This is a genomic window from Enterococcus xiangfangensis (assembly GCF_005405365.1).
In the GTDB taxonomy this organism is placed as follows: domain Bacteria; phylum Bacillota; class Bacilli; order Lactobacillales; family Enterococcaceae; genus Enterococcus_A; species Enterococcus_A xiangfangensis.
The window spans coordinates 339,051-363,833 of sequence record NZ_BJDX01000002.1 but is presented as its reverse complement, the minus strand read 5'-3'; the positions used below and the strand labels follow the sequence as shown (position 1 = coordinate 363,833).

The 24,783-nt window shown below is 38.2% G+C and carries 23 protein-coding genes and 1 other annotated feature; of the genes, 5 read left to right on the top strand and 18 right to left on the bottom strand.

What is annotated here, in order from left to right; genetic code table 11:
- Positions 1-219: 219 nt before the first annotated feature.
- The 5 genes from FFM68_RS03885 to metE all read right to left on the bottom strand — a co-directional run bounded on the left by FFM68_RS03885 (position 220) and on the right by metE (position 6,906).
- The gene (locus FFM68_RS03885) at positions 220-1,143 is read right to left on the bottom strand and encodes a LysR family transcriptional regulator (RefSeq protein ID WP_137618121.1); all 924 of its coding nucleotides are present in this window, start codon (positions 1,141-1,143) and stop codon (positions 220-222) included.
- 34 nt (positions 1,144-1,177) lie between these two features.
- Entirely contained in the window at positions 1,178-2,272 is a 1,095-nt protein-coding gene (locus FFM68_RS03880) for an aminotransferase class I/II-fold pyridoxal phosphate-dependent enzyme (protein ID WP_137618120.1), read from the bottom strand.
- Between the two features lie 2 nt (positions 2,273-2,274).
- A complete protein-coding gene (locus FFM68_RS03875) occupies positions 2,275-3,474 on the bottom strand; it encodes a MalY/PatB family protein (RefSeq protein ID WP_137618119.1) in 1,200 nt (399 codons plus the stop codon).
- Positions 3,475-3,524: 50 nt separating this feature from the next.
- Positions 3,525-3,747: a binding site (T-box leader), on the bottom strand.
- Between the two features lie 54 nt (positions 3,748-3,801).
- Positions 3,802-4,659 carry a methylenetetrahydrofolate reductase [NAD(P)H] gene (gene metF / locus FFM68_RS03870; protein ID WP_137618118.1) on the bottom strand — a complete coding sequence of 286 codons (858 nt, stop codon included), beginning with the start codon at positions 4,657-4,659 and terminating at the stop codon, positions 3,802-3,804.
- A 3-nt stretch (positions 4,660-4,662) separates the two neighbouring features.
- Positions 4,663-6,906: a 5-methyltetrahydropteroyltriglutamate--homocysteine S-methyltransferase gene (gene metE / locus FFM68_RS03865; RefSeq protein ID WP_137618117.1), complete on the bottom strand. Its 2,244-nt coding sequence runs from the start codon at positions 6,904-6,906 to the stop codon at positions 4,663-4,665.
- A gap of 134 nt (positions 6,907-7,040) precedes the next feature.
- On the opposite strand from metE, the gene FFM68_RS03860 reads away from it, so the two are divergent.
- Positions 7,041-7,964 (top strand): LysR family transcriptional regulator, encoded by a 924-nt coding sequence (locus FFM68_RS03860; RefSeq protein WP_137618116.1) that lies wholly within the window; start codon positions 7,041-7,043, stop codon positions 7,962-7,964.
- A 325-nt stretch (positions 7,965-8,289) separates the two neighbouring features.
- On the opposite strand, the gene pnuC is transcribed toward FFM68_RS03860, so the two are convergent.
- The 8 genes from pnuC to FFM68_RS03820 form a co-directional block, all read right to left on the bottom strand.
- Positions 8,290-9,030 carry a nicotinamide riboside transporter PnuC gene (gene pnuC, locus FFM68_RS03855; RefSeq protein ID WP_137618115.1) on the bottom strand — a complete coding sequence of 247 codons (741 nt, stop codon included), beginning with the start codon at positions 9,028-9,030 and terminating at the stop codon, positions 8,290-8,292.
- 50 nt (positions 9,031-9,080) lie between these two features.
- Positions 9,081-9,776, bottom strand: coding sequence for a deoxynucleoside kinase (locus FFM68_RS03850; protein ID WP_239585039.1), 696 nt, complete (start codon positions 9,774-9,776; stop codon positions 9,081-9,083).
- Between the two features lie 203 nt (positions 9,777-9,979).
- Positions 9,980-11,467: a glutamate/gamma-aminobutyrate family transporter YjeM gene (gene yjeM, locus FFM68_RS03845; protein WP_137618113.1), complete on the bottom strand. Its 1,488-nt coding sequence runs from the start codon at positions 11,465-11,467 to the stop codon at positions 9,980-9,982.
- Between the two features lie 651 nt (positions 11,468-12,118).
- Positions 12,119-12,688 carry an NUDIX hydrolase gene (locus FFM68_RS03840; RefSeq protein WP_137618112.1) on the bottom strand — a complete coding sequence of 190 codons (570 nt, stop codon included), beginning with the start codon at positions 12,686-12,688 and terminating at the stop codon, positions 12,119-12,121.
- A gap of 23 nt (positions 12,689-12,711) precedes the next feature.
- A complete protein-coding gene (locus tag FFM68_RS03835; RefSeq protein WP_137618111.1) occupies positions 12,712-13,575 on the bottom strand; it encodes an SDR family NAD(P)-dependent oxidoreductase in 864 nt (287 codons plus the stop codon).
- A gap of 141 nt (positions 13,576-13,716) precedes the next feature.
- The gene (locus tag FFM68_RS03830) at positions 13,717-14,865 is read right to left on the bottom strand and encodes a pyridoxal phosphate-dependent aminotransferase (protein WP_137618110.1); all 1,149 of its coding nucleotides are present in this window, start codon (positions 14,863-14,865) and stop codon (positions 13,717-13,719) included.
- 24 nt (positions 14,866-14,889) lie between these two features.
- Positions 14,890-15,612, bottom strand: coding sequence for an amino acid ABC transporter ATP-binding protein (locus FFM68_RS03825; RefSeq protein WP_137618109.1), 723 nt, complete (start codon positions 15,610-15,612; stop codon positions 14,890-14,892).
- Positions 15,605-17,056, bottom strand: coding sequence for an ABC transporter substrate-binding protein/permease (locus FFM68_RS03820; RefSeq protein ID WP_137618108.1), 1,452 nt, complete (start codon positions 17,054-17,056; stop codon positions 15,605-15,607). Before FFM68_RS03820 ends, FFM68_RS03825 begins: the two co-directional genes overlap by 8 nt.
- 311 nt (positions 17,057-17,367) lie before the next feature.
- Here FFM68_RS03820 and FFM68_RS03815 point away from each other — a divergent pair, with 311 nt between their 5' ends.
- Entirely contained in the window at positions 17,368-18,450 is a 1,083-nt protein-coding gene (locus tag FFM68_RS03815) for an iron-containing alcohol dehydrogenase family protein (protein ID WP_137618107.1), read from the top strand.
- 117 nt (positions 18,451-18,567) lie between these two features.
- Positions 18,568-19,050, top strand: a complete 483-nt coding sequence (locus tag FFM68_RS03810; protein ID WP_137618106.1) for a hypothetical protein — start codon at positions 18,568-18,570, stop codon at positions 19,048-19,050.
- A gap of 223 nt (positions 19,051-19,273) precedes the next feature.
- On the opposite strand, the gene FFM68_RS13290 is transcribed toward FFM68_RS03810, so the two are convergent.
- Both FFM68_RS13290 and FFM68_RS03805 read right to left on the bottom strand, forming a co-directional pair.
- The gene (locus FFM68_RS13290) at positions 19,274-19,399 is read right to left on the bottom strand and encodes a hypothetical protein (protein ID WP_275578059.1); all 126 of its coding nucleotides are present in this window, start codon (positions 19,397-19,399) and stop codon (positions 19,274-19,276) included.
- 193 nt (positions 19,400-19,592) lie between these two features.
- On the bottom strand, positions 19,593-20,150 hold the full coding sequence (locus FFM68_RS03805; RefSeq protein ID WP_137618105.1) for a GNAT family N-acetyltransferase: 558 nt from the start codon (positions 20,148-20,150) through the stop codon (positions 19,593-19,595).
- 345 nt (positions 20,151-20,495) lie between these two features.
- Here FFM68_RS03805 and FFM68_RS03800 point away from each other — a divergent pair, with 345 nt between their 5' ends.
- On the top strand, positions 20,496-21,920 hold the full coding sequence (locus FFM68_RS03800) for a basic amino acid/polyamine antiporter (protein WP_137618104.1): 1,425 nt from the start codon (positions 20,496-20,498) through the stop codon (positions 21,918-21,920).
- A 51-nt stretch (positions 21,921-21,971) separates the two neighbouring features.
- Here the strand turns inward: FFM68_RS03800 and FFM68_RS03795 are convergent, their stop codons facing one another.
- Both FFM68_RS03795 and FFM68_RS03790 read right to left on the bottom strand, forming a co-directional pair.
- Complete coding sequence (locus FFM68_RS03795) at positions 21,972-22,325, bottom strand: DUF1634 domain-containing protein (RefSeq protein WP_137618103.1); 354 nt, start codon at positions 22,323-22,325, stop codon at positions 21,972-21,974.
- Positions 22,325-23,176 carry a sulfite exporter TauE/SafE family protein gene (locus FFM68_RS03790; protein WP_137618102.1) on the bottom strand — a complete coding sequence of 284 codons (852 nt, stop codon included), beginning with the start codon at positions 23,174-23,176 and terminating at the stop codon, positions 22,325-22,327. The genes FFM68_RS03795 and FFM68_RS03790 overlap by 1 nt, the downstream gene beginning before the upstream one ends.
- Before the next feature lie 138 nt (positions 23,177-23,314).
- Between FFM68_RS03790 and FFM68_RS03785 the strand changes: the two genes are divergently transcribed.
- Complete coding sequence (locus tag FFM68_RS03785) at positions 23,315-23,899, top strand: class I SAM-dependent methyltransferase (protein ID WP_137618101.1); 585 nt, start codon at positions 23,315-23,317, stop codon at positions 23,897-23,899.
- 125 nt (positions 23,900-24,024) lie between these two features.
- Here the strand turns inward: FFM68_RS03785 and FFM68_RS03780 are convergent, their stop codons facing one another.
- Entirely contained in the window at positions 24,025-24,660 is a 636-nt protein-coding gene (locus FFM68_RS03780; RefSeq protein ID WP_137618100.1) for a pentapeptide repeat-containing protein, read from the bottom strand.
- Between the last annotated feature and the right edge of the window lie 123 nt (positions 24,661-24,783).

Sequence of the window (24,783 nt, the reverse complement as noted above, 5' to 3'; positions counted from 1 at the left end):
AAGTCCTTTGGTCGTCTTTAAACTTCGTCATTTTAAAATGTCGTCATTCAAGGGGATACCAAAGAACATGATGGACATAGACACATCATGCATGGCATCATCATTTTATGTGCTTGTTTGAACTCTTCCATAAAAAAATGCCCCTTCCAAAATTCGTTCTATTTAATGGATTAACTATACAGTTGATCGTACAGTTAATCCAATTGATAAATTTTATGACTATCCATTGGTTTTAACTATATCATCTTGTGTTTTTTGTAACGTCCGTTTTAATTCTGCCAAAAAGAACGCGCCCATTTCTGATTGCTTGCGCCGAGTATTGGTGATTACGACTAATGAGTGGACATCGGCGTCTTTTAATGGCCGCAAAACGATTTGATCTTTTGTTAATTCGTTGAGAATTCCCAGACCAGAAGCATAGGCATCTGAGGCATCCAATAAATTCATTAACGTCCCGCGATCGTTTGTATAAAGATTTGATTGTTCTTTGGAACTATTGATCGGGTCTTCATCTAAATGAGCAGAACCGTGATCTTCTTGAATAAATCGAACTTGCGGATAAGCAATTAGATCGTCATTGGTCAAAACGGGCTTAGCTGCTAGCGGATGATTCTTTCCTAAATAGATATGCGTAGAAAAATTACCCAACACCTCAAAATTAAGACTTTCTTGACTGAAATAACGCTCAAACATTCGTTTACTCTGCGGATTTAAGTATAAGATCCCTAGTTCGCTTTCAAAATCCCGAATACTTTCCAATATTTTCTGAGTCGTTGTCTCAACTAAATAAAAATTCTGGCATGCTGTTTGAAATTTTTTCGTAACTTTTATGAAGGGATCATATAAAAAATCATAGTGCTGCGAACTTACAGTAAAATTTTTTTTAGTCCCTGACACAAAATGTTTCTCCATCTCTTCCACTTGCGATAAGATCCGCTTTGCGTAAATCAAAAAATCACTACCCGCTTCAGTCAGGCAAACGCCTGACTTTGAGCGGTGAAACAGTTGGACATCTAATTCATTTTCTATTTCTTTGATTGAACTGGAAAGACTAGGCTGTGTCACAAATAATTCCTTGGCAGCCTGACTAAAACTCCCTACTTGGGCAATAGTCAAAACATATCGGTATTGCTGTAAATTCATTTTTCTTCCTCCTCGATCATTCAACCAACGATCCCTAACTTTCGAATACCTTTAATCCTTGAGTAAGATCAGATAACAAGTCTTGACTGTCTTCGATCCCAACCGAAAGGCGCAATAGCTTATCGGTCAACCCATAAGATTCCCGCAATTCTTTCGGAATATCCGCATGGGTTTGCGTTGTCGGATACGTGATCAACGTCTCTACGCCACCTAAACTTTCGGCAAAAGTAATCAATTTTAATTCGGCTAAAAAACGATCGATTTTTTTTGCATCATTGACATAAAAACTGATCATTCCCCCGATTCCAGGATACAGTACTTTTTCTATTTGCGGAAATGTTTTTAATGCTTCGGCGATTTCTTGCGCATTGCGCTCTTGTTGTTCAAATCGAACTTTCAATGTTTTTAAGCTGCGGATAAACAACCAACTATCAAAACTTGATAAAGTAGGACCAGTCGTGTTACAGAGCCAAGCCAATTTTTCTCCTAGCTCCGCATCTTTAGCGACTACGACACCTGCAAGCAAATCATTGTGTCCACTTAAAAATTTCGTACCAGAATGAACGACAATATCCGCACCATCTTTTAGCGGTTGTTGTCTTAACGGTGTGGAGAAGGTGTTGTCTACGATCAATAGGGCATTATTTTGTTGAGCAAGTTTTGCTGTTTCAGCAATCGAAGCTTCTTGCATCAAAGGATTTGTCGGTGTTTCCAAAAAGACGGCATCGATGTCTTCGTTCAATTGACTCTTTAAACTGGCAAAATCATCGAAATAATGAAAGACTGAAGAATTTTGACGCTCCAATTCTTTAAAATAGCGATAGCTACCGCCGTAAAGATCGCGAGAGACTAAAAATTCACTTTTGGCGGGAAAATAATTGAAGACTAATTGGATCGCACTCATTCCTGAGCTCGTCACGATTCCTTGACTTCCTGCTTCTAATTTTGCCAGTGCGTCTTCTAAGATCGTTCGTGTTGGATTTTTTGTTCGTGTGTAATCATATCCGGTACTTTGACCTAATTCTGGATGGGAATACGTCGTGGATAAATAGATTGGTGCGGAAACGGCTCCTGTTTGTTTGTCGCTATGATTCCCGATTTGGGCTAATTCTGTCGCTGTATGATACATAGTTAATTTCCTCCTTTGATTTTACGGTTGACCGCTATTAATCTTTTTACGGTTGACTCAATATTGTCGGGACTTGTCGCTAAATTGATCCGAATGAATCCTTTTGTTTCAGGTGAAAACCATTCGCCATAATCAATTGCCAAACCGGCTTGTTCTTGGATAAACTGCTTCGTTTCAACTGTTGAGAGCCAGTTTCGCAAATCTAACCAAGCTAAATAGGTCCCTTGAAGATCGTGGATTTTAATTTCAGGTATATTTTCAGCCAACTGTTTTTTCAGCAGTTGATAATTCTGACCGATGACTGTCAGTAAACTTTGCAGCCACTCATCACCCTGATCGTAAGCCTTTTGTCCGGCAAGTTGTCCTAACAAACTATTTTCTGTTTGCCGATGGATACTTTCCCACGTTTGATATTTTTTTTGCAATTTTTTATCCGGCAGCCAAATGTGAGCATTCAGCAATGCGGCTAAATTGAAAGTTTTAGATGGTGCGTTGCAGACGATCAGATGATCCAAAAAATCTAATTCTTCCGCCACGGTTACAGCTGAAACAAATGAATGGCCAGGCAAAATTAAATCTGAATGAATTTCATCTGAAATAACTAGCACGTCGTTTTCTTTGCACAAACGAAGGATCTCTTTTAATTCTGCTTTGTTCCAAACTCGTCCAACTGGATTATGTGGCGAACAGAGCACAAATAATTTCACATCATTAGTGATCAATTTATTTTCAAAATTCGCTAGATCCATTTGATAGCCGTCTTCTGTTTCCACTAGTTCTGAGGTTACTAATTGACGATTTTGTTTTCTGATTGCGTCAAAGAATGGATAATAGACCGGCGGCTGGATGATGACTTGATCCCCTTCATTTGTGAAACAATTGATCAAATCGTAAAGCCCTTGAACAACGCCAGTCGTAAAGTGCAGCCAATCTTTTTGAAAGGCTGTCTGTTCATGGCGTTTTTGCCAACGTTGGTAAGTTGAAAAATACGTTTCTGGCACTAATGAATAGCCGAAGATTCCGTGATCGATCCGCTGTTTCAAGGCTTCTTGAATAAACGAAGGAACAGAAAAATCCATGTCTGCTACCCATAAAGGTAATAATCCACCATCGCCATAACGTTCTTTCAAACCATCCCATTTTAATGAATCGGTCTGTTGTCTTTGTTGATAATAGTTTTGAATAAATTCTGCTTTTTCCATTCACTCACCCCTTCAATAGAATAAAAAAAACCGTCCCCTTGCCAATAAGACAAAGGGACGGTTTGAACCGTGTTACCACCCAAATTCGTATTAAAAAATACCTCGACAGCTCCAAATGAAGCTCGGCGGAATAACGGTCGCTACCGTCTAACAAGCGTTAACCCGTTAGAAAACTCAGAGCTCATCTTCATTGAGTTTACTTTGCCCTCTTTCTCACCAACCGAGGTCTCTGTATCTAGTGCCGTCAATTACTCTTCTCTTCACTGTTTCATTATTAACGTTAACCTAATTATAATCATTTTATCATTTATGTCAAATGTAAAAAAATTAACCTGCTTTGACTTGGCCGTGCAAGACATTTTTGGTGTTATGATAAATATGTTTTGCGACTTCAGCATTGTTCATCGTGTACAAATGAATCCCTGCAACATCCTGCGTTGTCAAATCAACGATCTGATCGATTGCATAAGCCAGCCCGGCCTCTTTTAACGCAACTGGGTCGTGCTCGTATTTTTCTAAAATCGCTAAAAACTTACGGGGCAATTTGGTCTGCGTCGTCTTGATCAAACGCAGCGCTTGATTACGATTAACGATCGGCATAATTCCTGCAAGGATAGGGACCTTGATATCCGCTAAATAACAGGCTTCTTGGAAGTGATAAAACAGCTCATTATCAAAAAACAACTGGGTGATCAGCTGTTCACAGCCGACTGAGACTTTTTTCTTCAAGTTTTTTATATCTTCAACTCGGCTGAGCGATTCGGGATGTGCTTCAGGATAACAGGCTCCACTGATATGAAAATGCGGCGCTTCTTTTTTCACATAATCAATCAGATCGCTTGCGTAATGAAAATCTTTCTCCGGCGGCAACTCTGGCAAAATGTCCCCCCGCAAGGCTAAGATTTGATTGATCCCAATTGCATCTAATTGTTTGACTAAGCCGTCTAGCTGCGCTTGATTCAAATAAACCGCTGGTAGATGTGCGATCGTTGGAACTTTCAACTCATTATGAATATAGTCAGCCACTTTTAAGGTCGTCTCTTCAATCGTTTGGCGATTATTGCTACAAGTCACACTGATGAAATCAGGTTGTAACTGCTGCAACTCTTTCAGCGTTTTAAAAAGCTTGTTCGCCCCAACTTGAGTGTTCGGCGGAAAAACTTCAAACGATAATGTACTGGACATAGGCTACAGTTCCTCTCTGATTTGTTTCACCGCTTCTGTCATGTTCGTCAAGCTGGCAGTCGTTTCTGGAATCCCCCGTGTTTTCAAACCGCAATCAGGATTGATCCAAACTTTTTCTAAAGGCACTTTCGCTAAAATTTTACCGATCGTTTGCTTGATTTCTTCAACTGCTGGAATTCGCGGTGAATGGATGTCATAGACCCCCGGACCAACGGCTGTTTTGAAGTTTTGCTGTTTCAATTCATCTAAAATGGCTAGATTTGAGCGTGAGGCCTCAAAAGAGATCACATCAGCATCCATTTGGTCAATGGCCGGAATAATATCTGTAAATTCGCTATAGCACATATGCGTATGGATCTGGGTCGTTGCTTGGACTTTGCTGTGTACTAAACGAAAGGCCGGAATCGACCAATCCAAATATTCTGAATACCAGTCTGTTTTTCTTAGCGGTAATTTTTCGCGTAGTGCCGCTTCATCGATCTGGATCACTCGGACACCATTCTTTTCTAAATCCAGGACTTCTTCTTGAATCGCTAAAGCAATTTGCAAAGTCGAGTCTTTCAAGCTGATGTCTTCTCGCGGAAATGACCAGTTTAAGATCGTGACCGGACCTGTCAGCATTCCTTTGACGATCTTTTCTGTTTGTTTTTGAGCATAGGCGGACCATTTCACTGTGATCGGTTTTTCCCGCGCAACATCGCCCCAAATGATCGGCGGTTTCACTCCACGAGTACCATACGACTGAACCCAGCCGTTTTTGCTGAATAGATAACCAGACAAGTTTTGACCGAAATATTCGACCATATCATTTCTTTCAAACTCTCCATGGACTAAAACATCTAAGCCGATTTGTTCTTGCCATTCAATCCATTCATTGATTTGTTGAGCAATAAATTGATCGTAGGTTTCTTCGCTGATTTCTTGACGTTTATATTTTGCCCGAGTCTGCTTCACTTCTCTTGTTTGTGGGAAAGACCCGATCGTAGTCGTCGGTAATACTGGAAAATCAAATGCAGTCTTTTGTACACTTACCCGTTCTTCAAAGATGGGTTTACGAACATAGTCTGCCGCAGTCAATGCTTTGATTTTCTCTTGAACCGTCTTATTCTCGGTAAAACGACTTTTAGCAAATAATTTCTGATTGGCCTTCAATGATTCATCAGTGTTCGCTAAAATCGCCGCTAACTCTGCTAATTCTGTTAGCTTTTCTTTAGCAAAGGCAAAATGTTGCTTAATCTCTGTTGAGAACGTTTCGTTTTCAGTAGTAAAAGGTACATGCAATAATGAGCAAGAAGTTGTTAAAACCAGTTTTTCTTGTTCGACTTGCTTCAATACTTCGATCGTCTGTTGATAATTGTTGCGCCAAATATTTTTTCCGTTCACTACACCGGCAAACAACACTTTGTCTTGCGGAAAGCCTTGTTTAACTAATTCCAAAGTTTTGCGTCCTTCAATAAAGTCCAAGCCAACACCAGCAAACGGCAGATTGATCACTGTTTCATAGGCATCACGAATATCGCCAAAATATGTTTGCAGCAAGACATTGATTGTTGAATCTGCTAATAATACTTGATAGATCGCTTTGAATTCTTGCAATTCTTCAGATGTTAGATCTTTCACTAAACTTGGTTCATCTAATTGGATCCATTCGGCACCTAATTCGCTAAGACGTTGTAAAATTTCTTTATACGCGTCTGTTAATTTTTCAGCAACGACTGCACGATCGACCCCAGGGGCAAACTCACTCAATTGCAGCAAGGTGAATGGTCCAACGATCACTGGGCGAGTATTTATCCCTAAATCTTTTGCTTCTTGATATTCCTTGAAAATTTTATCGCCGCTGACAAAAATATTGGTCTCTTTTTCAAATTTCGGCACGATGTAATGATAATTCGTGTTGAACCATTTTTTCATTGGTCGAGCTTTAATATCGCCTTTTTCGCCTTGATACCCGCGGGCTAAAGCAAAGTATTTTTCGCTTTCAGATAGGTTCAGCTCGGTTACTTCTTTTGGAATAATATTTAGTAAATAGGCTGCATCAAGGGTTGTATCGTAAAGGGAGAAATCATTACTAGGAATGCCTTCAACCCCGCTATTTTTAATTAATTCCCAATGTTTTTGGCGCAACTCTTTTGAAAAAGTCTCCAATTCGTCAATTGTTAACTCTTTTCTAAAGTATTTTTCAGTTGCGAATTTTAATTCCCGATTTTCTCCAATTCTAGGAAATCCAATAATCGATGTTTTCATATAACTTCCTCCTTCAGTTGTGTACGGACAACATTAGCACGCTTCTTTTTACTTGAATAACTGAAAAAAGTAATAACTAGTTATAGCCTTTCGCTATAACATCCGTTATACTCATAAAAAATAGAGGTGACATTATGCGTTTGCAACAACTGATTTATTTTGAAAAAATTATTGAAAAAGGCTCAATCAATGAAGCCGCGAAGGCATTATATCTGACTCAGCCCAGCCTTTCGAATGCATTGAAGGAATTAGAAAATGAAATGAACGTTCAACTGCTTGTTCGCAATAAACAAGGGATTATTCCCACATCTGAAGGACGTGAATTTTTGATTTACTGCCGTCAGATTTTAGATCAAGTCAATCTGTTAGAAGAGAAATTCAAAAATAAGCCGCTGCGGAAACAGAGTTTCTCCGTCTCCGCTCAACATTACGCGTTTGTGGTCCATGCATTTGTGGAACTATTACGCACAGTGAATTCTGATGAATACAACTTTACTTTGCGCGAAACAGAAACAGAAAATATTTTTGACGATTTGACCAGCTTCAAAAGCGAGTTAGGGATCTTATACTTGAATTCATTCAACCAACAAGTCATGAAAAAATTATTTAAAGAAAAAGGACTTGAATTCACACCACTTTTTGAAGCGAAACCGCATGTATTCGTTAGCCGTTCCAATCCTTTAGTAGCGAAAAAAAAGATCCGGTTAACAGATCTTGAAGGCTACCCATATTTGTCTTATGAACAGGGCGAAACAAATTCTTTTTATTTTTCCGAAGAGATCTTGAGCACTTGGGATCGCAAAAAAAATATCAAAGTCAGTGATCGCGCGACGATTTTCAATCTCATGGTCGGACTCAATGGATATACGATAAGTTCGGGCATCATCAGCAGCGAGTTAAATGACGATAAAATCGTGGCCATTCCTTTAGAGTATGACGATGTGATTACTTTAGGTTGGATCAAACAACAGCAATTAGAACTGAGTCCGTTGGCTTTGCATTACTTAGAACTCCTAAAAGAACATATTCGTGGCTATGGTTTTAAGATTCTCGTCTAAAACCGTGACGGTTGATGAGTATATCGTTATTTAATCTACCGTTCAAAAAATCATTTTTCTTTTAATTATTATTCCTGCCACCAATACAATTAAACAGACTTGATCCCGATTTTATCATTTAAGGGATGATCTATTAAAACATATCATATCTTTTTATAACACTATATTAATTATCGCAAGCATATAATACTGTTGATATTATGATCTATCGTTAAATAAAAAACGATCTATTTAATTAGAAAACATACGCTAAGCAACTAGTTTTACTACTGAAAGTAAAAAAAGACCTGACAATCTAATCCGATTGTCAGGTCTTTTTCGTTTACTAATGACTTAGATAATATTCTTCTTCCATCTGTTGCATATTTTCGCGTGTTTTTTTATTATACCAAGGCGAAACAGTAAATGCCAAAACATCATTGATCAAATAAACCGAGCTATTGACGAACATCGCTAGACTCGCTGAACCATGTGTAAAGGAAATATACCAAAGGACCATTTGAGCAAGTCCTGAGGCCAACCACCAAAAATATTGATTATTGTAACGTAAAAAGCTGATGATTCCAGCACTTAAACTGATTGAAAAAGCGATCGCATCGATCCAAGGACGTGGATCGTCAGTCAATCGTTGGATCAAATAGCCTGAGATAAAATACACGATGATCGTACTGATAATAGCGATTACCCAAATTTTCCCAGTAAATTTACGAATCTTTGAAGCCATATTATGGTTCCACTCTTTGCTTAACAATACGGGGATATCCAGAGTGATCATATAGGCAATCTGTTCTCCAATACTTAAATAATTTTTAGCCGAGTAACCGACATAAATAAAACAAAGTGCAGAAAGAATCCCTAAGACACCGTTAACTGACTTGGCGGCACTGATTGAAAGAATACATAACACCCCAAGTGTGGTCCCTATGAATGTGATCACAGTTAACAAATTGATCGGTTGATTCACCAATGTCATCGTCTGACAACCCAGACTGAAGAAAAAGAGATAATAATTTTGTTGCGGCCACCCTTTTAATTGATGAAGTAAAAAATTGAAATAATTTAACATTGATGACTCCTTCTAGAAAACATTCGTTCTTTTTTTAGTTGAAAAAGGCCTTAAAAAATTCCCTTTTCGATCTTCTCTGTTGAATAATAACTTCCTCGTTTAAGTGCGTGCTGATTCAATTTGGTTGCTTCTTCTTTAATTAGCTTAACGACCGTTTCAGCGGCTTTAGGATCTGCGACAAAATCATAACGATCGCCGTCGATCTGGATCTTAGGACAAATATCAAAGTTTTCAAACCATTGCTGATACCGTTGATTGACCAGTCGATAATAGTCGAATAACTCTGGATTTGTAGCGATTTGTTCATAATCACGGCCTCTTTTTTCGATTCGCTCCAACATCACTTCAAAAGAGACTTTGATGTGAACTAACAAATCAGGTCTTTTTTGTGGTGCAGCAAGTTCTAGTTCTTTTAACATAGTATCCAATAAATTATCGTATTGAATCACTTCGTCTTGGCTTACTCTGCCAAGATCAGCATTTAAATGAAATAACAAACTATCCTCATAAATTGAACGATCCAGTACATTATCTGCTTGTTTTAAGGCATCTTTCATCGCCAAAAAACGTTTATTTAAAAAGAATATCTGCAACAAAAATGTATATTTTTCTGGATTTGAGTAAAACAATGGCAGCACTTCATTATCATCGACGTTCTCATAAAATGGTTTTGAATTCATTTCCTGTGACAACATATCTGTCAGACTGCTTTTACCCGCACCAATCGTACCAGCTACTAATAGCATCGTTTCATCTATCCCTTCTTATTAAACTTTTTTAAATCCTTGATAAATATTACTACTATTTTTTTTGAAGTAAAGACTAGATTTTGTGTGTTTTTAATGTTATGTAAAAAAACAACACGATATATAGTGTTGTTGGTCTAATCAAATTGGATGTGCTTTCTTAAAAAAAGCCTCAGCAAAATTTGCCGAGGCTTGATAATTAATTATTCAGCTTTTGAACGACGTACGTAGTTTTGATAAAGAATGATTCCTACTACTGTAAATCCAACTGGACCTGCAATCATCCAAAGTGTATCCCGTGCACCAGCACCTTCAATGATTGGTTGGAAGATCGTAAAGACATTCGCACCCAATACTAATAAGAAGACTACTATACTGATAGCCATTGTCATGCCATGTGATTTGTATACTTCAAACGGCCGTTCCAGACCTTCTTTTTTCTTGAATTTAGGAAATGCATAAATCAAGAATAAGTACGGCAATGTCATTGATACGTTTGCCATCAAAGTCAAAATATTGTAGAACGCTGATGGATCTGGTGTAGCGAATGAAGCGATCAAAATAATCGCAACAACAATCGCACATTGTGTCCACATTGCGTAACTTGGCATACCATTTTCGTTTAAGACAGTAAATTTCTTAGGCCATAATTTTTTAGGTGTTCCCATAATCAACGTCTTCAATGGTGAATACGTCAATGTAAAGAATGCCCCGCTGTATGCCAAGAACATACCTAAACCAGTATAACGAGCAAACCAGTTACCCATGCTAATAGCAGCTGCTTGGCTAAGACCGATACCTTTACCAAACTCAACACCTAAGTTGTTCATCATGACATAAGAGATATTTCCTAAGTTAGTTGAATCACCAGATAAAACATCTTGCCAATTTGTACTTACACCCCAAAGGAAAATTCCCAGTGCATAGCCGACCGAAATGATCAAGGCAGAAAGAACGACTGCTTTAGGGAATGTTTTTTCTGGGTTATGTGTTTTGTCGACCATTCCGCCGACAGCTTCAATCCCGCCATACGCAAAAATCGCGAATACAGCAAAACCTAATAACCCGATTGGACTTTGATAACTAGGGTTTGGCGAATGTAAAATGTGGTCGAACGGTTGAGCCAAATGACCGCCGTTTGCAACCAAAATAATGCCTGAAATCACAATAAGAACAACGTTCAAACTAGTTACCGCAAGTCCGCCCAGACTTGTGATCTTAACGATTCCTTTAACCCCTTTGATCGAGACTAAAGTAACAATAATCATCCATACACATGCTAAAAGACCAACCATTTGGGTTGAATTTAGACCAAACATGTGCAGTTTTTGCGTTTGGTCACTTCCGGCAAATGCCGTTGTGAAAGGGATCCAAACTTTTGACGATGTAGAAACCATCCAGACAACGTAAGAAGCAAACCACATGAACGTTCCGATGAACGCAAAACGCGGTCCTACGCTGACTTCCAACCATTTATACATCCCGCTGTTTTCACCTTTGATAGTTGAACCAAATTCAGCCATCATTAAAGCAAACGGAATGAAAAATAGAATCGCGGCAACGACATAAAAGACGATCGAGCCATACCCCATCAAGTAAAAAGCGACCGGGCCATTAGCAAACCCGAATACTGAGGTAAAGATCATCATGACCAGAGCGCCAAGCGTCATGCCTTTTTCTGCTTTGGACATTAAAACCACTCCTATTCAATTTTTATCTAGGATGCTTCATTACCCAGTGTTTTGTTCTGATAGTTCGTTAGTCATTGAGCAAGAACACTGTAAACGTAAGAAACTCCCTGAATGTTACTTTACAATGAAAAAACATCAAGCGCAAGATAGCTAGAAATTGGCAAACATCTTAAAAACATCGTTTAAGCAGACTTATCTGATTCAATAAAAACGATCGATTAAATGAAAAAATAACAAAAGACGAGAACATTAAACACCACCATTTTAATTTGTTTTTTTATCATATCTTGATTTTACGTAAAAACAACGTCATACCAAGCTAAAATCGTACTAAAAAAATTAGATAGCGTTTTCTACGCTACTTACAATTATTATTTAAAATTAAAAAAAGACAGAAATATGCCAATAAATTGTCGGGCTCCATGGGTACTATTTTTGATACACGCTTTTCTTATCAATAATTATGATAATTAGATTTGATTTTTTTTAGCTTAAAATCATTTTTTAGCCATCAAGCAATCATGGAAAAACTGAGCTGCTCTAATTTTCAAGTATCGATTCGTAATTAAATTATGTAAACTACTTTTGCTTAAACAATAAAAAAGATGCCCAGTTTCCCAGTCATCTTATTTTTTATTTGCATCGCTAGTTTCAGCTATCTTTTAGCAGCCGTGCCTTTTCCACCATTTTATGGTAATAAACTTTCATCGCTTCTTCCGTCACTGCCGTATCAATAGCCGCAATATCGATCCATTTTACATCGCTGTTTTCATCTTCTTTGATTTTAAAAGGTTGGTCCTCTGCTGCCATAAATAAATAAGTCGTATTGATGTGGTAGTGTTCCTTGATAGGTTGCCCGTTTTTAACATGGGCTGGCACAGGTAGAATATCAAAGGCAAACAGACCTTCATGAATCAACTGATACTCTTTGATCCCAGTCTCTTCTTCTAATTCCTTCTTAGCGACGAAAAGAAGATCGTCACAGCCATCTGCATGTCCGCCTGTCCAAGAATAAGACTGATAGATATTGTGATAGACCATCAGCACCTTATCATATACTGGATTGACTACCCAGGCTGAAGAAGAAAAATGATAGTCTGGATTTTCCCGAGTCAGCAAATTTTTTTGGAATTGTACGTTCTCTAAAAATAGTTTTTGATCTTTGGCTTCTTGTTGCGTAAAGGGCTCATACGCTTTGATTTCTTCAATAATTTCGTTCATCGCTTACGTCTGCTTTCTATTTTTTATAACTCAGTATCATCTAAATAACCTTTTGGCATGGGAATCAATTTTTCTGATGCGCGACTGAGAGACTCCTCTTTTTTCCAATCAGTGATTTTATTTTCCGTCGCTTCAATCACCATATCAAAAAGAGAATCACTCAAAAGTAAACGCAATGGCGGCTCAGGCAATGCTGCAAGTTTAAAAATTGCTGTTGCGGCTAAAGCTGGATCACTATCTGTCGCTTGACCTTCTTGCTCTTTTGAGAAGTCATCCATTTGCTGATGAAGTTCTTGATAATCGGAGAACCGCTCGCTACTATGCAAATTTTTATAAAGATCTGTCCAATAACCGCCTGGCTCTACGATCGTAACATGAACACCAAACGGCGCTAATTCTTGTGCCAATGCTTCTGTCAGACCTTCTATCGCAAATTTACTAGCACTGTACAACCCGGAAGTCATCCAAGACATGATTCCGCCGATACTGCTCATTTGAATGAAACGCCCCTGTTTTTTGCGTAAATACGGAGAAACTACTTGTGCTGTCCAAAGCGAACCAAAGAAATTTACATTCATTATTTTCCGTGCTTCTGCTTCAGTCGTCTCTTCAACCATACCGCCAAGCATCATTCCAGCGTTGCTTAAAGCAATATCGATTCCCTTAAATGTTTCCGCTCCTTTAGCCGCAGCAGCAAATACCGCTTCACGTTGCTCAATATCACCTAAACAGATCAATAGGGATTGATCATATTTTTCTTTTAAACTGGCTAGCTTCCCTTCTGTTCTAGAAAATGAAATAACTTGATCGCCATTTTCTAAAACAATCTTCGCCGTTTCAAAACCGATTCCTTTACTTCCTCCCGTAATAAACCACGTTCTAGTCATTTGTCTGCACACCTTCTCTTCTACTTTTATATTGATTATAACAAATTAATCTAAGAAGCAAGACTCATACCTATGACAAAAAAATAAAAGGCTGCGACATATGTCACAACCTTTTGATTTCTTTATCTGAGCAGACAGACTTTAAAAAGTCAACTTTTCCAATCGATCAAAAGCTTCTGCTAATAGTTCTAATGGCTGGGTTGCTGCTAAGCGAATGTAGTTATCGCCTGTTGCACCAAACGCTTTACCGGGAACAAATAATACGCCGCTTTGTTCTAACACTTGCTCTACAAATGTCACCGAATCCAGTCCGCTTTTACTGATGTTGATAAACGCGTACATGCTACCAGCAACTGGTCGCAAGGATAAGTATGGAATATCAGCAACTCTTTTTTCAATATATTCTAGCCGTTCTTTAAAAATAGCAACCGTCGGCAAAACAAGTTCTTCATAATGACCCAAAGCATAAATACCCGCACGTTGAGAGGCCGTTGGTGCCGAATAAGTAATACTTTCATTGATCATACCGGCGATTTGTTTGATATATGCCGGAGCAATCAAATACCCTAAACGCCAGCCGGTCATCGCAAAACCTTTTGATAGACCGCTGATCGTGATGGTATTTTCTGGCGCAAGGCGTGCCATCGGTACAAATTTTTCTGTAAAAGCAAAATCTTCATAGATTTCATCTGAAATAATAAATAGATCATTTTCAATAGCTACTTCAGCAATTTGTTTCAAGGTTGCCTCCGTAAAGACTGTTCCTGTCGGATTATTCGGTGAATTGATTACAATCGCCTTTGTTCGCTCAGTGATTGCTTTCTTTAAGTCTTCCACATCTAATTGGAACCCATTTTCTTCATAAGTTGGAACAATGACGGGTGTTCCCCCAGAAAGTACCACTTGTTCGCGATAAGGAGAAAAGTACGGTTCGTGAATGATCACCTCATCACCGGGATCAAGCAGAACTTGCATTACTAAATACATCGCGTGTAATGCTCCAACTGTCGCGTGAACTTGATCTAATTGGAAGGTCAAGCCATATTTTTTTTGATAAAAATCAACAACTGCCTGCAAAAATTCTTTACTGCCGGCCGGCGCAGTATAGTTCGTCGCGCCTTTTTTTACATCTGCATAGGCTGCTTCGATGATCGCTGGGTTCGTGATCAAATCCGGATCGCCAATTGATAGATCAATGATCTCTTCTTGTTCTTTTGCTAAGATCGCGATCTTCATCAATAAGTTTTCCGCTGGTTGTTGGAAGCGTCGTGCTATTTTACTGTTATCCATCCTTACTCCTCCATTTCGTAACAATTATAATACTTTATTCAAGAAATCTTGTGTCCGACTATTTTGCGGATGATCAAATATTTCTTCTGGAGTGCCTTCTTCTTGGATGATACCGTCTGCCATAAAAATCACACGATCAGCTACTTCTTTAGCAAAGCCCATCTCATGCGTTACAACGACCATTGTCATCCCTTTTTTTGCTAAGTCTTGCATAACACCCAACACTTCACCGACCATTTCTGGATCAAGCGCAGAAGTCGGTTCATCAAACAACATCACGTCAGGGTTCATCGCAAGTGCACGAGCAATCGCCACCCGCTGTTGCTGTCCGCCAGATAAACTAGCCGGATAGCTGTTCGCCTTTTCTTTTAACCCAACTTGATCTAACAATGATAAAGCTTGTTCCTTTGCCTTTGCAGGATCTTCTTTTTTTATTTTTACCGGTGTAATCGTCAGATTGTCCAACACACTCATATGCGGGAACAAATTGAAACTTTGGAATACCATGCCCATTTTTTGACGAATCTGATCGATATTACTATTAGGCGCTGTAATATTTTGCTTTTCAAAAAAGATTTCTCCTGAAGTCGGTTCTTCCAATAAGTTCAAACAACGCAAAATCGTACTTTTCCCACTCCCAGAAGGTCCGATAATTACCACAACTTCCCCTTCTTTTACCGTAAGATCAATCGATTTCAATACCTCGTTATTACCAAAACTTTTAGATAATTTTTGTACATTAATCATTCAGGCCCATTCTCCTTTCAACTAAACCTAATAGACGGGAAATACAGAAGGTCAACACGAAGTAGATCAGTGATACCAACACATACGGTAAGAACGGCTTAAAGCTAGCGCCTTGCACGACACCTGTTTGGAAAATCAATTCCGAAACGCCGATAACCGAAACCACTGATGATTCTTTGATAATCGTCACAAATTCATTTCCTAATGCCGGTAAAATATTTTTAATGGCTTGTGGGAAGATGATATACCGCATCGCTTCTTTTTGATTCATGCCTAATGAACGAGCAGCTTCCGTTTGACCTTTGTTCACCGCATTGATCCCCGCCCGGACGATCTCAGCCACATATGCGGCACTGTTAAGTGAGACCGCGATACAACCAGCCAATAATTTAGATAAGTCTAATCCTAAAACACCGGTCCCGAAATAAACGATAAAGATTTGGACTAACAGTGGTGTTCCCCGAACATATTCAATGTAGATGACTGCGATAGCTTTCAAGATCTTACTCTTGCTGAGTTTCATCAAAGCTAATAAACTACCAAAGATCAAGCCAAACAAGACACCCACAAATGCTAACAAAATAGTATACTTAGCACCGTCTAAGTAGTAAGGCCCATATTTTTGCAAGAAGGATTGGTCTTCTTGGAACATCAATTCATTTGCTTCTTTTTGATACCCCTTCAATAAATCTTTGTCATTGATCGTTTTGATCGATCCGTTAACATGTTTTTTCAACTCTGGTGTATTTTTTGACATGGCGATAGCCGTAACTTTTTCACCTTGTTCAAATTTCACTGATGCTAAAGCTACATTATCACTTTGTTGGGCATAGGCCTCAGCCACTGGTTGTTCCAGCACGACGGCTTCAACTTTTTTGTTCAATAAGTTATTGATCAAGTCAGGAACTTTTTGTAACGAAGTCAGTTCGGCACCAGTCATTTCATTTTTGACTAACTCTTCTTGGGTCGTTTGTTTTTGTGCTCCGACTGGTATTTCAGCAAAATCAGCCGTTGTTTTAAAGCGTTGCTTATCCTCTTTACGAACTAAAACTTTTTGCTGGACGACAAAATATGGATCTGAAAAATCAACTTCTTTTAAGCGCTCCTCCGTAATCGACATCCCAGAAATTACGAGGTCGATCTTTCCTGTTTTCAACGCACCTAAAAGCGCATCGAACCCAAGCTCTTCAATTTTTAGTTTGACACCCATATCTTTTGCGATTTTTTCAGCGATTGAGATATCGAATCCAACAATCTCATCTTTTCCATCAACCTCTGCATGAAATTCATACGGTGCATAGTCCGCTGATAAACCGACAACTAATTCGCCGCTTTCTTGGATCCGTTCATAAATCGCATCTTTTTCTGCCCCGTGTACATTTGCCGGTAAAAAATTCAACACCATCAGTAGCACTGTGAGCAATGCTCCAATTTTCTTTTTCATCTCTTCCGCTCCTTCTTACTATATAATGAACCAATTTCCAGCTATTGCTGTTTTTGTCGCTTATTTTGCTGAATATATTCAGACTACCTATAAATAATTGCATACGTCTTACTGTAAAAAGCTAGTCATTCTCCACTCTGCGATCTTGTACAATCAATGAAAGGATAACAGAACGTCGGTCTTTTAATGAATAATAATATAAGTATATAACAATTAAAGAATAAATATTCAAAAGCAACTTGCGTTTATACTACCATAACTATTATAATAAAAAAAGATGTATCTAAAAAAATGATGAAAGAAGTTTTCTCATGACAAAACAGCTGATTGTCCGCGGTGCCCCGCAGGAATATGAATTGAAACCAAATGCCTGGAACTCATTAGAATTCCATCTTGAACGAAGAAATATTAAGAATATCCTCATCTTGCACGGAGAAAAGTCTTGGAGCGCAGTAAAGCCGTACTTTCCTGAACTATCCCTAGCAAAATCATTTCATTATTATGGTGGACAGTGTACCGACTCAGCTGCTGAAAATTTTGCGTCTTTATGCAAAAAAGAGCAATTTGACGGAATTGTCGCTGTCGGCGGTGGAAAAGTTGCTGATTTAGGAAAATTCGTTGCCTACAAAGCTCAGTTGCCCATCATCATCTTGCCAACATTAGCAGCGACTTGTGCATCCTATACTCCTTTGAGTGTGATCTATGACGAGACTGGTGTCATGCTGCGCTATGATATTTTTCCCAAAGCAAATGATCTTGTATTGATCGATCCTGCAGTTATTTTGCATTCTCCTCGAGAATTAATGATCGCAGGCATTGGCGATACTTTAGCAAAATGGTACGAATCCAACGTGATCATCTCGCAATTAGCAGTCAAACCGCTTGAAGTCCAAGTGGCTGAATTCGCCGCTAAAAAAAGTCATGAGATTCTTTTGAACAAAAGTATCGCTGCCTTGAATGCGATGGACAAAAAAGAAATGAATCAAGCCTTTATTGATGTTGTCGAAGCAAATATTTTATTAGCAGGAATGGTTGGCGGGTTCGGTGACGAATACGGTCGGACCGCTGGTGCACACTCGATCCATGATGCGTTGACTGTTATCTCTGGCAGTCATGAACAGCTCCACGGAAATAAAGTGGCTTACGGTATTTTAGTCCAGTTGATGATTGAAAATAAACAAACAGAAATCGAACAATTATTACCCTTTTATCAACTATTAAATTTACCAATCAACTTGGCAGCAATGAACTTAAATCTGACAGATTCAGAATTTCAAGCCGTCGCCGAACGCGCTTGTGCTCCTGGTGAGATGATCCATTTAATGAAAGAAACCATTACTCCCGAACTTGTCATCGAAAAAATGAAAGCTTTGGAAGAATTTACCAAGAACTAAAAAGTTTGTGTACTATTACTACCAACTTGAAAACCAGACAGGTCTCCTAAATAGTCAATCACTTACGAGACCTGTCTGGTTTAATCTGATATAATTTTTTTGAAGGAAGGGATCATTTTGAGCTATTTATTGTTGTGTCTGATCATTGGAGTTTGTCTATACCATCTGTATGTATCAAAAACTATACGTCATGACTATAAAAATAAGAAAATGACAAATTTAGCACTGCTATTAAATAAATTTTTTCTATTCGCACCTATCATTGCACTACTTATCTTTTCTGTTCTTTTCAGTACTGTTCTTAAAGGGAAAATGATAGAAAGAAGTTCTCACGCTCTGATTCTTTTCTTTTTGTGGTTATTGTTTACTAAACTCTATCTTTTATTGATCAGTCTAAAACCCCAAAAATATACTACTATAGGTTTGATCATGAGCGGAGTTTTATTCTTAGGACTTATTATTTTTCTTACTCCCTTAGATAGATATATCACTTATTTCTTCAATCCTTTTAAATATTGGACTTACGCTTTAGCACTATTTGAATGCTTCATTTTCTACGCCGGTTCTTCTTTTAAAAATAAACTGGCGGAAAACCATTAACTGCCTAAACTTCAGGCAGTTTTTTTTGCGGTTAGTGATCTCTGACTAAGAACACGAAGAAACCCCTAAAAGAAAACCTAGAAAAATTGTAAGACCTTACCCCTTTTCATAAAAATATAGAATGATTACAATTTTACGATAACGGAAAATAAACCAAAAACCCTCATATATTAAGGGTTTTTAGTTTATAAAATATTGATTTAAAGATTGTTTATTGTTCGTTTTAAAAAAGTTTACCCGTTTTGATGGCATAAATAGTTAAGGAAATCAGAATGAACAACGCCAACATTTCTAGTAAAAAGTCAGTCGGTTTTACTCCGTTTTTCGAAGCGTCCTTTTCTCGTTTCATTGCGCTATTAGAGCCCTCCTCGCTTTGATATTGCAAGAATAACAAATCAGCGGTACAGGTCCGTAACAATTCTTATTGAATTTAATTAGAATCTCATTAACAGAATTTAATTTCTATCCAGTTCAAAAACCAACGATGTTTTTGTCGTAAAAATCCGTTAAAAAAGTAATTGCAAACTCCTGCACTTTTACGCTCACTTCTCTGTAACTTTTTTGTCTAGTTTAGCAAACGGAATAAATGCTGGTAATTGTCCTTCTGGCTTAGTTAAAAATTTTTGCAGCCAGATGACATCGAGCCATTGATCAAATTTATAACCTATTTTAGGAAAACTAGCGACTTCTTGATAACCAAGTTTTGTATGAAAATGGATACTAGATTGATTTCCACCAGTAATACATGCTGTTAAAATCGCGACGTTTTGTTTTTTTAATGCTGCTTCTAGCGCTTGGTATAAAACTTTGCCTGTCCCATTGCCGCGTTTTGTACGATCAACGTAAACACTGACCTCCACTGCCCAATCATAAGCCGCTCGATTTTTATATGGATGCGCATAGGCATATCCTAAGATTTCTCCCTCATCTTCTGCCACAAAATAGGGATATGTGTCGACCGTTTCTTCTATATTTTGAACAAATGTCGCCTCACTGGGCACTTCATAATCAAAAGTAATGGTTGTTTCTTCGACATAAGGCGTATAAATCGCAACTAATGCCGCTGCATCTGCAGGTGTTGCTACTCGAACTTTAATCATTTTAGACCTCCTTGCTGATTCAATTTTATCACTCTGTTAACTAAAAAACAGCCTCTCCTAAAGAAAATAAACAGCAACAAACTGTTGGGTTTGCTATTTTTAAAAATCATTTCCTGATAAAAATTCAGGAATGCACGCAATTTTTCCTAATTCCAAAATAATTTTCTTCTGCACGTATTTAGGATCAGGTATTTCCTTATTTTCAAACAAAAGTGCTACTTGTCGCTTCAAATTATAACAAAATGATAATTCTTTAATGTAAAAACACTTAGTTTCACTTTATCCTTATGGTCATTTTCACACAAATATGCTTGAATAGAAACAGTATTTCTTAGGAGGAAATTTATGGAACAAAATCAAGCACCTGATAACCATACGAAAGAGATGAGTTTATTAGGTTTGAGTATGATTGTCATCGGCTCGATGTTAGGCGGCGGCGTCTTTAACTTGCCTAGCAGTATTTCGCAGTCAGCTGGTGTAATTGCTTCGTTACTCGCCTGGCTAATTACCGGACTCGGCGTTTTCTTTATTGCGAAAGTGTTTCAAACTCTTTCAAAAGAAGAGCCGCAAATCATCGGTGGGATTTATTATTACGCCAAAGATGGTTTTGGCGATTATATCGGCTTCAACTCGGCTTGGGGTTATTGGCTGAGCAATATTATTGGAAATGTGTCTTTTGTCATTTTATTTTTAGACGCTTTAAGCAAGTTCATTCCCTCAATTGGTGGTTCTGGTGGTCGGATTGGTTTATTTTTGGGGACCTTTATGATCTGGAGCGTTGTTTTTTTAGTGGCTCGCGGCATTCGAACTGCAAGTATTTTAAATACGATTGCTACCGGCGCAAAAGTCATTCCGATTTTAATGGCAATTTTACTTTTATTTATCCATTTTAATTATCAGACTTTTTCATTCGATGTCTTTGCTCAAAATATAAACTTGAATGGGCAGCATTTAGGCAGTATTCCAACGCAGATCCGACATGCCATGTTACAAACGATGTGGGTTTTTGTTGGGATTGAAGGCGCTGTTGTACTGTCTGGGCGTGCCAAACGTGCTCGCGACGTCGGTCGTGCTACCTTAATCGGATACGCGATAACGTTAGCTATTTACGTTTTGATCGTGATGCTTAGTTTCGGCTCATTGCCACAAACCGAATTAGCGGCACTACCTAGTCCTTCTTTAAGCGGCGTTTTACGGGTATCCACGGGTGCGTGGGCAGCTCACATGATTGACATCGGAGTCATCATCTCAGTCTTAGGTGCATGGATATCGTGGACAATTTTAGCTGCCGAGATTTCTTTTGACGCAGCACAAGACAAAATGTTCCCAGCATTTTTAGGAAAAGCCAATAAACAAAACGCACCTGTAAATGCGTTGATCTTAAATGGCGCCATCATGCAGATCGTCTTTTTGATTTCTCGTTGGGCAATGGATGCTTTCCAAGCAGTGACGAATACCGCAACGACCATGGTGCTAGTCCCTTATGTTTTATCTGCTGCATTTTTATGGCAGATTGCTAAAAAGAAAAAACATAAAGGTCAACAGTTTTTAGCAATCGGCGGCATTGTTTATGGAATTTATATGCTGTATTCTTCTGGATTGCTAAATTTACTTTATTGCATCGGAATCTATGCGTTAGGACTTGTCTTTTGGCTGTGGAACAGTCACACGTATCACCGCCCAGTCTTTACGACAAAACGCGATAAACTCCTATTTACTATTGTTACTAGCCTAGGTTTATTAAGCTTAATCATCTTTTTGATTCAATGAAACGAATAAAAAAAGAAGTGACAAAAATTTTGTCACTTCTTTTTTTTGCAGCTATTTTTCGACTAAACCTAAACTCATCCCGATAATCAGAATGATCAACACGATTACTGTGATCACTACATACAAATAATCTTTTTCTTTTGCAAAAGCAAAAATCGACACGACCACTCGTAAAACTGGTGTCAAAATCAAACAGAACAATCCCAGCATAATGAAGGCTTCTCCTCTTAATCGAAGCAAACCTTGAAAGATCAATGACAAGCTAGTTGGTGTTTGAATGGCGGTTGGTCGCAAAAATAATAAAACCAGCCCAATCACAATGATTGCGGCAGACACGATCACACCGATCCGTAAAATGTATCCGATCGACCGTTCAACTTTTAAAATTTCTTCTTTTTCTTCCATTAAACGATCACCCCAAATCCGCGGAGAACCATCTGGATCCCCATAAATAACAATATCGGAATAAAGATCAAGCGAATGACGGCAGGTTTCAACCGTTGCATGATCCTAGAGCCGATTGTTGCGCCAACTAAAACCCCTAAGGCTAGCGGCGCCGCAATTTCTGGTAAGATCGTTCCGTTAAAAAAGTAAACCATCGCAGAAGCTGCTGCCGTCACGCCCATCATTAAATTGCTCGTAGCACTTGAGGGTTTCAATGGCATTTTCATAATGGTATCCATTGCTGTCACCTTAAAAACACCACTACCAATTCCTAACAAGCCCGAAGCAATCCCTGCACCAAACATCATCGCAAAACCGCCAGGCACTTTTTCAACTTGATAATCAATTTGTTTTTCCAGTACTTTGTCATAATATGAACCATTTAATTTTAATTTTTCAGCTAGTGAGTCCTTAACAGATCCATTGACGCCATTGTCTGATTTTCCACGTAGTTTTTGAATCATGTTAATCACTGAAAACAGTAAAAATCCACCAAATAGAATAAATAAAAATCCTGTTGGTACGATACCAGAAAGTACCGCTCCAACGATTGCGCCGATCGTTGTTGCAATCTCTAAAAACATCGCTACCCGCAGATTCAACATATCGTCTTTCAAATAGGCGATAGTCGCACCGGAACTTGTCGCAATTACACAAACAATACTTGCTGCAATCGCGTATTTGATATCTAATCCTATGATTAATGTCAAAAAAGGCGTTAAAATAATCCCGCCGCCAATTCCTAAAATTGCGCCCAAGATTCCAGCAAAAACACCGATCATTAGTAATGAACTGACTAAACTAATAAGCATAACCTTCCACCTTTCTCGCTTTATTATAGCGCAATTTTATTCAATCAGTTGCTCTGATAGCCGCTTCGGACTAAATCTATGTATTTTAATGCTAAAATAACGTACAATATTGCTATTAAATTGATTGGAGTCGATCTGATGACCGAAAATATTTTTGAAAAGATAGCACAAACTTATGATACCCCTGAACGGAAACATTTAGCCCAAATTATTACAAAAAAAATTGAACCTGAATTTTATGGAAAAGTACTAGATTACGGCGGCGGAACTGGGTTAGTCAGCTTACCTTTAGCCGAGCAAGCTGATGAACTGCTTTTAGTTGATCCAGCAGAACAAATGTTAGCCGTAGCACAACATAAAATAAACCAGCAACAACTAACCAATGTCCGCGTCCTGCAAGCTGATTTTACTAAAGAAACTCCTGAGTTAACGGTTGACACGATCGTACTGTCGTTGGTTTTGCTGCATATTCCCGATACAAAAAAAATCTTGACGGAACTCTTTGATCTCTTACCAAAAGGCGGCAAACTATTGATTGTTGATTTTATTGAAAATTCAAAAGTCTACCATCCTAAAGTCCACAATGGTTTTGCTGAATCTGAATTATCAAGTTTACTAAAAACGATTGGTTTCTCCCAAGTAAGTATTCAACCTTTTTATCGTGGTGAAAAGATTTTTATGAACCAAGACGCTGAACTTTTTCTTGCCACTTGTTATAAATAAGGTGGGCTTCTTCCGTACAAGATCAAAATACTTGTCTTAAAATTCTTTGTAATCGTCAGCTGCTCCGCTGACCTAAATCTTTGATTATTTCAGCGGAGTAATTTATTCTGTCAGACACCAATTTTTTAGTTATCTTTGATCTGCAAACCTAGTCCCGCTGCGATAACTACCGCTTGATAAGTATCGACTTTTAGCCCTTTCAACTGGTCCATTGAGAAGGCAATCTTACTAAATCGATTGGTTGTAAAATCTAATTCAGCTAATTTAGTCCGCATCCAGTTGCTGTTAGTCAATTCATTATCTACCAAAAATAAATGTTTCCATCGTACTTCAAAAAATTCACTATCGTTTAATTGGCAGTGTTCAAATGCAACATTTTTTAAATTTGTCGCGCTGAAAGAACCAAAATTGATCAAACAATCTTTGAACTGACAATCACGCAAATAGCTTTCTGCAAAATTACAGCCTGTCAGTTTGCAATTTTCAAAAACAACTTGATGAAAGCTACCACCGATCCATTCAAGATTTGAGAAATCACAGTTTTTAAAAAACACATTGTTCGCTTCAAAGCGAACCAGTTTTGTCCGTTGCATCGTCACTTTTTCTAAAATCGATCGGCGTAATACTAGATTTTCACAAACTAAGTAACTATAATCCAATCCGTAGCCGTGAACAGCTTCAATACTAGCTTCATCTTCCAAATAGAAATCGTTGGAAAAACTTTGGGGTACGTTTGGTGAGACGGGATAATTCTTATTCATCGCTTTGCTCCTATCATTGATCCTCGTTTTAGTTTCCCACAAACTACTTGATTTCTCTAGCCTTAAACGAATAATAGTTTAAAAGAGCTTTTTATTTTGAAGAATGATAAAATTTAAACACGA